Below are 13,030 nucleotides of genomic sequence, written 5' to 3' on the forward strand. Positions count from 1 at the left end.
CTTGCCTGTTAGAATCTGCTTTTCTGACAAAAACCTTTCTAACAACAGGTTCGTTCCATGACACACCGCCTGATTTCCTGCCTTGCCCTGCTCGTTCTCTGCCTGCCGGGCGGGCAGGCCTTTGCGGCACTGGCCGCTCGTACGCCGGCTGGCGATCCGATGGCGGAAACCATCCGCTTCCAGTTTGCCGTGTATTACGCGCCGGCACCGGCCAGACCGCCGCTGGCCGCCCTGCAGCAGCTGGCGCCGCGCATCGACAGGAACTTGCAGATCGTCCCGGCGCTGGACAAGGCGCCGGCGAGCCCGCAGGTGCGGGCGCGGCTGGAGAAGGATGCGCGGCAGAACTACCGTCCGCCCGGCCCGGAGATGCTGCAGTACTTCGGCCAGAGCCTCTCGAAAGCGCAGGCACAGGCCCTGCAGGGCCCGGCGCAGGCGCTGATTCTGGATTTCTCGCACGGCAAGGCACAGGTGTGGAGCGGGCTGCGCAATGCCAATCTGCTGGTCGAACAGATCGCGCGCGAAACCGGCGGGCTGGTCTGGGACGAGGAAACCCGCGAAATCTACACCCCCGATGCCTGGCATGCGAAGCGGCTGGCCCGCTGGAGCGAGCCGGTGCCGGATGTCGCCACGCAGACGGTGATCCACGCCTACCGGGATACCGAGCTGGTGCGTGCCATCACTCTGGGCATGAGCAAGACGGGACTGCCGGATGTGGTGATGGAAGACCTCGGCTGGGCGCAGAATGACAGTGCCGGCCTGCTGATCAACCTTGTCTGCCAGACCATGGCCGAGGGCGCGGTGGTTGGCAAAAATGGCCAGCTTGATCTCGACATCAGGGCAATCCGCAGCAAGAGCAGGCGCGAAGCCGCACTGGCCGCACAGGGCAAGAAGGGCGAGTCCCTTGCGCGGCTGACCCTGCTGAAGGCTGCGCCGGCCGAGGGTGACCCGGACAATCGCCTGCTGCAGATCAGTGCCGCGCGTTATGCCGGCCCCGATACCCAGGCGCGGCAGGAAAAGATGCTGTCCGCCCTGTTCGGCTCGGAAGATTCGGTCAGCTACATCAAGCACAACGCCGCGCTGAAGGCGGCCAGTGCCAAAGCGCGGGCCGAACTCCCGGCGCTGCAGCGTGCCTTTGCTGCCGGGCTGAAGCCGGGCGAATTCATCCTGCTGAAGGCGCCGTTTGCCACCCCCGATGGTGGGCGCGAGTGGATGTGGGTCGAGGTGACGAGCTGGCAGGGCAAGACCATCAAGGGTGTGCTGAACAACGAGCCGGTGCATGTGCCGGAGCTGCAGAGCGGCCAGATGGTCACCATCCGGCAGGATGAGGTCTTCGATTACCTGCGTCAGCTGCCCGATGGCACGCGCACCGGCAACACGACCAGCAAGATCATCGAGCAGATGCAGGCACGCTGAGGGCAGTCAACATACATTACTACCCATGCTGCCACAGCCATTTGAAAATAATGGCTGCATGGCAATACCCAAAAGCATCAAAGCCGGTTTTTCATTTCCAGTTGCACCTGCCCGGGTGAAACGCCGTAGTGGCGGGCAAAGCGCCGGCAGAAACTGGCCACCTCCTGGTAGCCGGTGGCTTCGGCCACCTGCGCCACATTGCCCTGCCCGGCCAGCAGCAGTTCGCGCGCCCGCGCCATGCGCTCGTTGATGATGAGCTGCTGCGGCGTGGCGTGATAGTGCCGCTGGCACAGCCGCGCCAGCGTGGCGATGCTGATGCCGAGGCGGTCGGCCAGCCCGGCCACGCTCCAGTCGCGATCCGGTGCGGCGTGAATGTCGGCCAGCAGGCTGCGCAGCGCCTGCTGCAGGCCGGCGGTACGGCTGTCGTGCAGCGGTGCCAGTTCGCGCTGCAGCAGGTCAAGCATCAGGTGGACCGCGCTGCCGGTCAGCCCGCCGCGCGGCAGATTCGCTTCGTGGTGCAGCGTGGCCACCGCATGATAGAGGCTTTCAGCGCCCGTACTGTCGAGCAGGCGCGTTGCCGGGCCGGCGAGGAAATCCCATTCCTCGCGGTCTTCCAGCAGAAACCAGCACAGCCGCCATGACTCGCCGGCAAAGCAGAAACCGCGCCGCCCGCGCGCCGGCAGCACGGCAATCCGGCCCGGTGCCAGCGGCAGCCGCGCCTCGCCATCGATCACCTCGCCCGCGCCTTCCAGCGCGAAAAGCAGCACATGAAAGGGTGCCTCGATACGCTCGACATGATGCTGCCTGCGCAGTGTGGATACCCCGGCCATCAGCACGCCACGCTCGCGCAGCGCCTGCACATACTGGTGGTAGAACACCCGCCCGCCCACGCTGCGCTGCTCGGATTCGGGCGCGACGTCGAAATACTCGTAATAGATGGTGGCCATGCCGGATTTGCCGAGTCGTGACGAATTTGAACAAGATTAGCAGCAAATTGCGACATTTACCCCACGCTGTCAATGGCTTAGCGTTGCATGCACACGGCATGACACAAGGCCGTGCACATAAAAACATCATCCGGAGGATTCAATGCAACACATGCACAAAGCAGGCCTGCTGCTCGCGCTGCCACTGGCGCTGCTGCTGGCGAACAGTCAGGCCGCCACGCTGAACTGGGCGGGCTATCAGTGGGATGTCCGCAGCGGCGGCGGCGGTCCCGGCCCGAACAACTGGGACGAGCGCAATGCCTGGGTCGATGCCGATGGCAAGCTGCACCTGAAAATCGCCAACCGCAATGGCGTGTGGTCATCGGCGGAAATCCGCCTGCTGAACCCGGCACGCACGCATTTCGGCCTCTACCAGTTCCAGATCGAAGCCCGCCCCGAGCTCTTCGACAAGAATGTAGTGTTCGGCTTCTTCACCTATCCGAGCGCCGATGTCGGCGGCGATGCCACGCATGAAATCGACATCGAATTCGCGCGCTGGGGTTATGACAGCGCCCCGGTCGGCAACTACACCGTCTGGCCCACTGTCAGCGGCGCGGCCAACAGCTGGCATGGTTTCGAATTCAGCGAAACCAGCGGCAAGACCACCCACCGCTTCAGCTGGCAGGCCGACCGGGTGGATTATCAGTCGCTCGCCGGGCACGTCGATGCCGGCAACACCGGCAGGCAGCTGGCCGCCTGGCGCTTCATGCCGGCTGACCGCGCCGGCAGCAGTGCCGGCAATACGCGCTTCAGCTGTCCCGGCACCGACCCCGCACCGTGCATTTCGCAACAGCCGCAGCAGTTTCTGATCAATCTGTGGCAATTCCAGGGCAAGGCTCCGGCTGACGGCAAGGATGTCGAAATCGTCCTCGCCGGCTTCAGCTACGCACCCAACGGCAAGCTGCCGGATGGCAGCACACCAACCCCAACGGCCACACCGACCGCAGTGCCGACCCCGACCCCGACGCCAAAGCCCACTGCCACGCCTGCTCCCACAGCCACCCCGACAGTTACGCCGACCCCCGTGCTGACACCCACGCCGGGCGCGGGCTGCTACAGCGTCTGGAGCGCCCGCTCTTACACCGGCGGCAGCAAGGTGAGCTACAACGGGCGCAATTACGAGGCAAAGTGGTGGGCCGAGGGCAATGACATGCCGGGCAGGAGCGGCGAATGGGGCGTCTGGAAGGATCTGGGCCCCTGCGGCAGCAGTACGCCAACAGCCACACCCACTCCGGCAATCACGCCCGTGCCAAGCGCAACACCGACCCCCACCCCGGTACCAACGGCAACCCCGCAGCCGACCATCACGCCGACACCGGCTGGCAGCTGCCCGGCCTGGCAGGAAGGCAGTGTCTACAGCGTGGGCAGTTGCGTCAGCTATCAGGGCAAGGTGTACCGCTGCAGCATTGCCCACACCCCGCCGGTGGGCGGCGGCTGGACGCCGCTTGTGGTGCCGGCACTCTGGCAGAACTGACACGCACCGTCTTTGGTGCCAGCGATTTCGGGGCGGGCTCGGCCCCGGAACAGGCCGCTCCTCTCTTCGGCCTGCAGGGCGATCACCCCTGAGCTTCCTTGTGCGGCAGGGTTTCCCCCTGCCGCTTTTTTTTGTCTGCCCGATCTGGCCGGCCAGCGCCAGCCGCACGCAACAAGGCCGGCAGCGCTGGCTGCCGGCCCGGGGTTATCAGGAGCGGAAAAGGCGTCAGGCCTTGAGCAGAAAACCGCGCAAGGCCGGCTGGTCATTGCTGCGCCGGCCCCGACGGCGGCGGTCAAGCCCGGCGCGCGTATCGAGCAGGGCCTCGGCCTGATCCTGCCGGCGATCCTCGCGGCGGCGCTCGGTGCCGGAACGTCGCTCGATGCCGTTCCAGCCAAGCCGCACGGCGGTGCTGGCCGGCGGGCCATCCGGCAGCAAATCGGCCACGGAAAAGCCATCATCGCCGCTGGCAGCCACGTTTCTTACATCGCTCGCCAATGTACGTGGGTATTGGCGAAATAATCTGGTTAGCCTCATAAAATTATGTCTTGCATATCAGGTATTTACCTTAGTATCGGCCCATTCTGACGATACTTGAGCACGCTGTCAGCTTGCAGCGCACCATGCGGTGTGAATACTGCCATGCAATCGCCGGGGCAAGGGCGCATCATGGGTCACGACCCGCGGAGGATCCGATGCACTACGGCGAACGTTTCAATTTCTTCAGTCACCTCAGTGGTACCGTGCTGGCCGCCGCCGGCCTGGCCGCGCTGGTGACCTACGCCAGCCTGCATGGCGACGTGTGGCAGGTGGTGAGCTTCAGCATCTACGGCTGCACGCTGCTGCTGCTCTACCTCACCTCGACGCTGTACCACGCGCTGTCCGGACGTGCCAAGGCCGTGTTCCAGCGCCTCGACCATTGCGCGATCTACCTGCTGATCGCCGGCAGCTACACGCCGTTCACGCTGGTGACGCTGCGCGGCCCCTGGGGCTGGACGCTGTTCGGCATCAACTGGGCGCTGGCGGTGATCGGCATCGTGCAGGAGCTGCTGATCGGCCAGCGCACGCGGCTGTTTTCCATGCTGATCTATGTGGTGATGGGCTGGCTGATCGTGTTTGCCGCCGGCCCGCTGATCACCGGGCTGGAAACTGCGGGCCTCGCCTGGCTGGCCGCCGGCGGCGTGATCTACAGCGCCGGCATCTACTTCTTCCTGAACGACGAACGCATCCGCCACGGCCACGGCATCTGGCACCTGTTCGTGCTGGCCGGCAGCATCTGCCAGTTCATCAGCATCATTTTCTATGTGAACTGATGGGTATAGGTATGTAGCCTTTTATTTCAAAGGGCTGCGCAGCAATACACTACCTAGTAATTTGAATGGAGAATGCGCGATGGTTATCACTGCGCACACTCCGTCCACCACACAGCCGCATCGGTATGATGGCTAATATTGAACTCCTTTCCATGAAGTCACTCATGCCAGCCAGCGCAAGCAAATCCACGACGAATCCCGATCATGCCGCCAAGGCCAGGCAGGCAGCTGCGACGCAAGACCACTATCTCGGTGGTGCGTTTTCCCTGCTGATCGCCGGCCTTGCCACGTCGGCCCTGCGCTGGTTCGATGCGCGCTCGAAGAAAGCCAAACCGCAATCTGCCACAAGCAAAAGCCCGGCTGATAAGGCCGGGCTTTTGCTTGTGGCACGCTGAAAACTCAGTGCAGCTTCAGCGTCGGCTGCGCGACGCGGCGCAGCTTGTCGCCCACGTAGAGCAGGCCGGCGAGGATCCAGCCGTGCACCGCAGCCTGATGCAGGCGGTAGAGCGAGGCGTAGATCAGCTTGGCGCCGCGCCCTTCCACATAGTAATTGCGCTGCGGGCCGACGATGGCGGCGAGGCTGCCGACCGCGGTGTGCTTGCCCAGCGACACCATGATGCCCTGCGGTTTGAAGACGAAGGGCTTCACCTCGCGGCCGGCGAGGCGGTCGTTCAGCGCGCCGGCCAGCCAGCTGGCCTGCTGGTGGGCGACCTGCGCGGTGGCCGGCAGCAGCGGGCCGCCTTCGCCATCCGGAGCGGCAGCGCAGTCGCCAATGGCAAACACGTTCGGGTCGGTCAGCGTCTGCAGCGTGGTAGTGACCTCGATCTGGTTGAGGCGATTGGTGGCCAGCCCCAGCGTGGTGAGCCAGTCGGCGGCTTTCACGCCGGCGGCCCACACACGGATGGCAGCGGCAATGCGGCGCCCGTCGGCCAGCTCGAAGCCTTCCTCCGTCACCGCAGCCACCCGGCTGTTGCAGGCGACCAGAATTCCGCGTTCGGCCAGTGCGGCGGTGGCGTATTCAGACAGTGATTCGGGCGCGCCGGAGAGGATGCGCGGCGCACCTTCGATGATGGTGATTTCCAGCTGCGCGGGGCTGAGGCTGGCGCCGAGGTTGTGCATTTCGCGGATGGTGTGGTCGATCTCGGCGGCCAGCTCGACACCGGTGGGGCCGGCGCCGACGATGCCGATCGTCAGCTTCTGCACCGGGTCGCCACTGGAGGCAACGGCAAAGCTCAGGTCGAGAATGCGGCGGCGCAGCCGTTCGGCGTCGGTCGGCGTATTGAGGAACATGCAGTGCGCTTGCGCGCCCGGCGTGCCGAAATCGTTGGCAATCGCGCCCAGTGCCAGCACGACGGTGTCGTAACCGATTTCACGCGCGGCGGCCAGCTCGCGCCCCTCGGCATCCAGCACCGGCGCGATCTGTAGCACCTTGCGGCTGCGATCCAGCCCGGTCAGCCAGCCGAATTCGAAGCGGTAGCCATTGCGCCAGGCATGGCCGAAGTAGTTGACCTCGTCCTCGCCGGTATTGAGCGCACCGGTGGCCACTTCGTGCAGCAGCGGTTTCCAGATGTGGGTGGGCGAGCCGTCGACCAGCACGATTTCGGCGCGTTTGCGGCTGCCGAGCGTGCGGCCCAGCCGCGTGGCGAGTTCCAGTCCGCCGGCGCCACCGCCGACAATCACGATCCGGTGCAAAGGCTTGCTGCTCATGGTCATACTCCGTGGTAGCACTGCTCACAGTGTAGGTTCTGTTGATGTTTTTTTTGCGTTCCCGCTGGAGCGATTTTTGCGCCGAATCAAGGCGTTGTGAGCGCCGCATAATGGGTTATGTCAGCGAAGCAACAACGCAGAGTCGGCGCAAAAAGCGCCCAGCCCCCGGGTTTGGCTGTTTTTGGCCTGACACGGCGTTGCAAAGCCCTTGCATAGAACGACTATGCGGCGGACTTCGCGCCTTGTTTCAGGCCAAAAAAGCACAAACGGGCAGCGCAAACAAAACATCAACAGAACCTGGCTGCATTTGACGCAGGAAGCCCGGCGCATCGGGATGGCCGGGCAGAAAACGGGGGGCTGGCATCGTTCACGCCAGCAGGCAGATCGAGCCGCAGCTTATTCGGCGATCAGCACCAGATCGCTGAGGTTTTCGCGGGTCTTTTCACCCCTGGGCCAGCACACCTGAGCACTGTCGCCTTCGATCTTCAGGACACGGCCATCGATTTTTTCAGTCGCCAGTACGCCGGCAGCGCGGTTGACACGGGCATTCACCGGAATCAGGTACTGACGGCCGGATACCGATTCGAGCAGGGAGTTGAGCAGATTCAGCATGATGGTCTCCTTGGTGTTTTATGTAGTATTGCTACATATATTACTCTTAACAAAAAGTAACTCAACTACATATTGTGTGAATATGCACACGGCATTACCGCCGCAGCAGCGCGCCTTGTCCTGCAAGAAAACACCTCAATGTATACCTCCACAGCCCTTTTATTAAAATGGCTGTGGCCATATACCCATACCCCTCGTTTTCCATGGCAAAAGCGCAAGCAATGGCAAACACGCCGGGCAGCACACGGCATACTGGCGCCTTCACCATTTGCCGGGAAAGCAGTCATGATCCGCAAACGCATGCAGTTCTGGGGGGAAAACGCCGATGACGACAGCCTCGTGCGCGAGGTGCTCGCCGGCCAGAAAACGGCCACCGCCTGCCCGGCGGCCAGCTATCACCTGCCCGAAGGCGACTTCGACAGCGGGGGCTGGGCAACGGGCGACGTGGTGGAGGTGTACGACCTGCACGGCCGCCTGCGCTGCCTGATCGAAATCACCGATGTCTATACCACGCGCTGGGACAGCTTCCCCGACCGGCTGTGGCAGGAAGAATACTGCCGGGATGCGGAGCATTTCCGCGAGGCACACCGCTACTGCTGGCCCGACGAGGACATCACGGACGATTTCCTGATGACGGCCACCCACTTCCGGCTGCTGGAGCAGTATTCAGATCAATGAGGATTTATTGCGCTTCGCCCTGGCTACGGGCTGCGGTAATCGCAGAAAGCGAGGCGTGCAATGCGCCGTTTTGCTTGCGTGCGTTCGGCAAGGCCGTGCAAATCTGCCGGGCTGCAGCAGCTGGAGACTGTGCGGAAGTATCGACGACCAGATCGTAATGCATGGCGCGATGGACCAGCGGGTGCTGCCAGCGGGCAAGGCCGATTGCGCGATCACCCCGCGCACGTTCGCGCGCGCAGGCAACATCCAGATCGCAATGCACTCCGACCAGAAAGACATCATACGGAGCAAGCTCACGCAGCAGTTCCTGCTTTTCGCCATCTTCAACCCAGGCATTGTCGATCAGCAGCCGGCATCCCGCGCCCAGCAATGCCGGCAGACAACGGTGAAAGCCGGTTACCAGATCCGGGAAATGATAGCCCTCCCGGTCTATGGTTTCGCCACGCATCATTTTTTGCAGATCCGAGGGCGGCAGGGCGTACAGCACGCTATCGATGCTGAAGTTCAGATACTGGACCGGCAAGATTTCCTGCAGGATTTTGGCGATGCTGGTTTTACCGGCACTGCCCGTGCCGTTCAGAATAATGACTTGCGGCAGCATGGCGGCTCTCCTGTCGAAAGCCGCAGTGTAGGCGTTTGCACACGGCACTTACTTTGCTGCGCTTGTCGACTTCACACCGGAACGCGCTGGCAGACAGAAACCAGCCCTTGCAAGCGCCAGCCAGACCGGGTGCAGCAGTGGCCATTCGCGCGTCAGGGAATGGTGATCACACCATTCCACGATATCGGGTGACCCGCAATGGCAGCGCCGATGGCAATCAGCACCAAGAGCGTGCCGACATTATCCGCCAACGCACTGTCCGTTCCGGCAGGAAGCTCGGCACGCAGGGCGGCCTGATAGGGCTGCATGATTTCGGCAAGGGAACGGCTGTAGGCTTCAGTGCTGCCATCGCAGGCCAGCCGGACCTGATCCCCGGCGGGCGCGCTTTCCAGTTCGGCATGCTGCGCGTAACCCTGCTGGCGGCTCACATGCGTGGCAAAGGCCTGCAGCGCGGCACGGCATTCCTCACTTGGCTGCAGCGGGGTTTCTTCCGCCGCCTGTAGCAGGGGGGCACACACCAGCAACAGCGCCGGCAGGAGGAATTTATACGAGGCCATACAGCATCTTGCTGGCAACCGCGATCAACAGCACGGCAAACGCCTTTTTCAGTTTTGCGGCAGGCAAGCGGTGTGCCAGCGCGGCGCCCTGCTTCGCCATGGGAAAACTGGCGAGCACGATGGCCAGCACCGCCGGCCAGTACACGAAGCCCAGCGAGCCTGCCGGCAGACCGGCGACCGCCCAGCCCGACACCGTGTAGCCGATGCAGCCGGCCAGCGCCAGCGGCACGCCCACCGCCGCCGAGCTGGCAATGGCTTCTTTCACCGGCAGATTGCAGCGCAGCAGCCAGGGTACGGTGAGCGAGCCGCCGCCGATGCCGATCCAGCTAGACAGCACGCCGATGATGCCTCCCACGGCACCATTGCCGCCATAGCCCGGCAAGGCATTGCCAGGCGCGGGTTTCAGATCGAGCAGAATCTGCACGGCCATTGCATACATGAATACGACGAAAATCCACTGCAGCAGCAGGCCCGACATCCGCCCGGCAATCAGCGCGCCCAGCACGGTGCCGAGCAGGATACCCGGCACCAGCCGCCGCACGGCAGCCCAGTTCACCGCGCCGCGCCGATGATGCGCATAGGCGCTCGCCATGCCGGTAAACACGATACTGGCCAGCGACGTGCCCAGCGCCACATGCTGCGCCTGTACGGCCGGCACGCCGACCAGTGGAAACACCAGCAAAAGGCCCGGCACAATCACCGTGCCACCGCCCACGCCAAACAGGCCAGCCAGCAGGCCTGCCACCATCCCCACCGCGAGGCAGGCCAGAATCAGCGTCAGCATGCCAGCAGCTCGCGGATGAAGGACCACTCGACCGCACTGACCGGCGTGATCGACAGGCGATTGCCGCGCTTGAGCACCTGCATCTGTGCCAGCTCGGGGTAGCTGCGCATTTCCTCCAGCCCCAGGAGGCGGGTCTGCGCGACAAAGCGCACGTCAACCTGCTGCCAGCGCGGTGCATCGGAAGAAGATTTGGCGTCGAAATACTTGCTCGCGGGGTCGAATTGCGTCGGGTCGGGATAGGCGTTTGAGCTGACCTCGGCCAAGCCGGCGACGCCCGGCTCGGCGCAGCTCGAGTGATAAAAGAGCACGCCGTCGCCAATCTGCATCGCATCGCGCATGAAATTGCGCGCCTGATAATTGCGCACGCCATACCAGCCCACCTGCCCCAGCCGGGCCAGATCGGCGATGCTCACATCGTCGGGTTCGGATTTCATCAACCAGTAGTTCATTGCAGCTCCGGAGATCGCGCTGATGTCTACCACTGCGCCGCCAGACCCAGCGATGCTGTCATGGCAATGGCGCGGGCGGCGCGGTAGTCGTCAAGCGGCAGCACGACAAAGGTCTGGTAATCGCTGAACGCATGGCCGAGTGCGACCAGCATCAGCTCCCCCTCATCCAGATAGGTGCGGAAGTAGTCAAACATGGCAGAGTTGAAATCGTCGGCACCAAGCACCTCGCGCCGGGTTGCCGCGTCGGGCATGGGGATGGCGATGCCGCGCTGCTGCAGGATGGGCAGTGCATTGAGCTCAACGACGCCTTCGTCGTGCCACGCCTGCCATTCGAATGCGACCAGTTGGCCGGCTTCGTCGAGTACATCGGCAAGCAGTGCCCAGCGACGCGGACCATCAGCCGGCAGTTCGCCGATGCGTTCGTCCAGCAGGCGGGTGGCAGCATCCTCGCCGATACACCAGGCCAGAAAGGCGTGGGCGTCGCTGCGCTGTGGCCGGTAGCGGGGCAGCAGATCGGCGGCCATGCGCTGCAGTACGCCAGTAACGAGCAGCTCGTCTTCTTCGTCCAGCAGATAGTAAGCCTGCCCGCCCGCTTCGCCATCATCCGGAACGGCACAGATACCCTCAACCCTATCGCCTTCAAGCCAAATCTTTAATTCACGTTCATCGCTATACCCTGGATCAATAATCAGCACATCGGAATAGAGCGTATGGGCGGTGGCAAACTGTCCATCGTGCCAGCTGCGGCCGTCAGGCTGGCTGCAGGCCAGCAATGCGGCCAGATCGGCGGGCTCGACTTGGGAATAGGAGGGGAAAGCGGGCATGCGGCGTTCCAATTGACCAATCTGCTTATCATGCCTCGTCCGCTGCCATGCGCCAAGCCGCATCGTTACAGCCGCAGGATGCTATGGCGCTAAGCCCACTGCTGCCATGACAGGCGCGCGAGCAGGATGATCGCCAGCAACAGGAAAAGGCGCCGGATCCAGACGTTCCCCCCCCGCAGCGCCAGCCTGGAACCCACCTGCGCCCCGGCGATATTGGCCAGCGCCATTGGAATGGCATAGCCGAACAGCACCAGTTTGGCGGGAATGAAAAACACCAGCGCGGCAGCATTGGTCGCCAGATTGACGACCTTGGCGCAGGCGGTGGCGCGCAAAAAGTCGAAGTGAAAAAAGCGCACGAACAGAAATACCAGAAAGGTGCCGGTGCCGGGCCCGAAAATGCCGTCGTAGAAACCGATCACTCCGCCCAGCAGCATGCCGGTCAATACATCGCGGCGAGTCAGTTTGCGACCGGCGTCGTCAGCGCCAAACGACGGACGCAGCCAAGTGTAAATCAGCATGACAGCCAGGAGTGCGATGACCAGCGGGCGAACCCAGTCGGCAGGCAACCAGTGCACAATCCGGGCCCCGGCAAAGCTGCCAGCAAAGGCGCAGACGGCGGCCGGCAGGATGACACCCCAGGGTATACGAATGCGCTTCAGGTAGCTTACCGTTGCCGAAGCAGTACCCCAGATCGATGCAAACTTGTTGGTTCCCAGCAGAGCGGCTGGCAATTCGCGTGGCAGTACACCGAACAGGCCGGGCAACTGGATCAGACCACCGCCGCCGACGGCGGCATCGATCAGGCCGGCAAGGAACGCCAAAGGAAGAAGGAGATACAGTTCAGCCATCAGCGAATCAACAGAATTTGGGTGGAATTACTATGCCCTTAGTCTGCACGCAAGGCCATCCGTGTTTTCCATGGCCCGTCTATCGGCATAAACCCGTTTGTCATAAGAATGAGCGATTCCGCAATATTACCATTTGCTTATTTTTAATAAGCTGAGGACGTCTCCTTTTCAGCAGCACCCATTCCATGCAAATGTTAAAAATCGAACGAGTACAGCTGATGGTGCTTGCCTTGCTGGCAAGCTATGGCACAGCTTCGGCGAATGACTCGGCAGCCATGTCCGCTTCCATGGATATCCCGCAAGCCATGTCTGTTCCAAAACCTTTGCCACCCCGTTTTCCAGAACCAACCGGATCATCTGCACAAACAACATGCTTGTTGCAACACCCTAAGCCGACTCGTTTAACGTTTGCGTGTAATACGAGAGAGTGCGCACAGGAGATACAACTTGCTGAACAACTCTGGGAAAACCATCTTTTGGTATGCCATACGCAATGGCAGCAGCAAAAATCTGCATGGCAAAACTATCGAAGTGAGCTCGCCGTATGGTTGGAAACAAGCAAACCGGTCAGTACCCCGACGAAGGTGCCCACTGCTACGCCGGTTAGTACTGCCACACCCAAGCCAAGCTTAGCCCCAACTGTCACTCCGACGCTGCGTCCCACACCCACACCAGTTAGTACTGCTACGCCCAGCTCAGTGCCCACTTCAACCCCGACGCTGCGCCCTACTCCTACGTCGGTTAGTACCACTACGCCTAAACCAAGCTTGGTACCCACGACGCCCCC

General features: G+C 62.6%; 15 protein-coding genes. 5 read left to right on the forward strand and 10 right to left on the reverse strand.

The window, feature by feature from the left end:
- Positions 1-57 precede the first annotated feature (57 nt).
- Entirely contained in the window at positions 58-1,413 is a 1,356-nt protein-coding gene (locus H559_RS0103765) for a DUF2314 domain-containing protein (protein WP_051278902.1), read from the forward strand.
- Positions 1,414-1,490: 77 nt separating this feature from the next.
- Here H559_RS0103765 and H559_RS21380 read toward each other — a convergent pair whose 3' ends face one another.
- A complete protein-coding gene (locus H559_RS21380) occupies positions 1,491-2,360 on the reverse strand; it encodes a helix-turn-helix transcriptional regulator (protein WP_028451588.1) in 870 nt (289 codons plus the stop codon).
- Between the two features lie 142 nt (positions 2,361-2,502).
- On the opposite strand from H559_RS21380, the gene H559_RS23340 reads away from it, so the two are divergent.
- On the forward strand, positions 2,503-3,873 hold the full coding sequence (locus tag H559_RS23340) for a carbohydrate-binding protein (RefSeq protein ID WP_051278903.1): 1,371 nt from the start codon (positions 2,503-2,505) through the stop codon (positions 3,871-3,873).
- Positions 3,874-4,098: 225 nt separating this feature from the next.
- Here the strand turns inward: H559_RS23340 and H559_RS0103780 are convergent, their stop codons facing one another.
- Positions 4,099-4,347 (reverse strand): hypothetical protein, encoded by a 249-nt coding sequence (locus H559_RS0103780; protein WP_028451589.1) that lies wholly within the window; start codon positions 4,345-4,347, stop codon positions 4,099-4,101.
- 218 nt (positions 4,348-4,565) lie between these two features.
- On the opposite strand from H559_RS0103780, the gene trhA reads away from it, so the two are divergent.
- Positions 4,566-5,183: a PAQR family membrane homeostasis protein TrhA gene (gene trhA / locus H559_RS0103785; RefSeq protein ID WP_028451590.1), complete on the forward strand. Its 618-nt coding sequence runs from the start codon at positions 4,566-4,568 to the stop codon at positions 5,181-5,183.
- A 152-nt stretch (positions 5,184-5,335) separates the two neighbouring features.
- The gene (locus H559_RS0103790) at positions 5,336-5,578 is read left to right on the forward strand and encodes a hypothetical protein (protein ID WP_155845278.1); all 243 of its coding nucleotides are present in this window, start codon (positions 5,336-5,338) and stop codon (positions 5,576-5,578) included.
- Between the two features lie 4 nt (positions 5,579-5,582).
- Here H559_RS0103790 and H559_RS0103795 read toward each other — a convergent pair whose 3' ends face one another.
- On the reverse strand, positions 5,583-6,890 hold the full coding sequence (locus H559_RS0103795) for an NAD(P)/FAD-dependent oxidoreductase (protein ID WP_034639590.1): 1,308 nt from the start codon (positions 6,888-6,890) through the stop codon (positions 5,583-5,585).
- A gap of 396 nt (positions 6,891-7,286) precedes the next feature.
- The gene (locus H559_RS0103800) at positions 7,287-7,502 is read right to left on the reverse strand and encodes a hypothetical protein (RefSeq protein WP_028451593.1); all 216 of its coding nucleotides are present in this window, start codon (positions 7,500-7,502) and stop codon (positions 7,287-7,289) included.
- A 285-nt stretch (positions 7,503-7,787) separates the two neighbouring features.
- On the opposite strand from H559_RS0103800, the gene H559_RS21390 reads away from it, so the two are divergent.
- The gene (locus tag H559_RS21390; protein ID WP_051278904.1) at positions 7,788-8,180 is read left to right on the forward strand and encodes an ASCH domain-containing protein; all 393 of its coding nucleotides are present in this window, start codon (positions 7,788-7,790) and stop codon (positions 8,178-8,180) included.
- A gap of 4 nt (positions 8,181-8,184) precedes the next feature.
- On the opposite strand, the gene H559_RS18810 is transcribed toward H559_RS21390, so the two are convergent.
- The 6 genes from H559_RS18810 to H559_RS0103835 form a co-directional block, all read right to left on the reverse strand.
- Positions 8,185-8,781 carry a chloramphenicol phosphotransferase CPT family protein gene (locus tag H559_RS18810; RefSeq protein ID WP_051278905.1) on the reverse strand — a complete coding sequence of 199 codons (597 nt, stop codon included), beginning with the start codon at positions 8,779-8,781 and terminating at the stop codon, positions 8,185-8,187.
- Between the two features lie 152 nt (positions 8,782-8,933).
- Positions 8,934-9,338, reverse strand: coding sequence for a hypothetical protein (locus H559_RS0103815; protein WP_028451594.1), 405 nt, complete (start codon positions 9,336-9,338; stop codon positions 8,934-8,936).
- On the reverse strand, positions 9,325-10,122 hold the full coding sequence (locus H559_RS0103820; RefSeq protein ID WP_028451595.1) for a sulfite exporter TauE/SafE family protein: 798 nt from the start codon (positions 10,120-10,122) through the stop codon (positions 9,325-9,327). The genes H559_RS0103815 and H559_RS0103820 overlap by 14 nt, the downstream gene beginning before the upstream one ends.
- Positions 10,116-10,571, reverse strand: a complete 456-nt coding sequence (locus H559_RS0103825) for an EVE domain-containing protein (protein ID WP_028451596.1) — start codon at positions 10,569-10,571, stop codon at positions 10,116-10,118. Before H559_RS0103825 ends, H559_RS0103820 begins: the two co-directional genes overlap by 7 nt.
- Before the next feature lie 26 nt (positions 10,572-10,597).
- Complete coding sequence (locus tag H559_RS0103830) at positions 10,598-11,395, reverse strand: DUF6630 family protein (RefSeq protein WP_028451597.1); 798 nt, start codon at positions 11,393-11,395, stop codon at positions 10,598-10,600.
- Between the two features lie 89 nt (positions 11,396-11,484).
- Positions 11,485-12,243 (reverse strand): sulfite exporter TauE/SafE family protein, encoded by a 759-nt coding sequence (locus H559_RS0103835; protein WP_028451598.1) that lies wholly within the window; start codon positions 12,241-12,243, stop codon positions 11,485-11,487.
- Between the last annotated feature and the right edge of the window lie 787 nt (positions 12,244-13,030).

Origin of the sequence: Chitinilyticum aquatile DSM 21506 (assembly GCF_000430805.1) — a bacterium.
GTDB classification, from domain to species: domain Bacteria; phylum Pseudomonadota; class Gammaproteobacteria; order Burkholderiales; family Chitinibacteraceae; genus Chitinilyticum; species Chitinilyticum aquatile.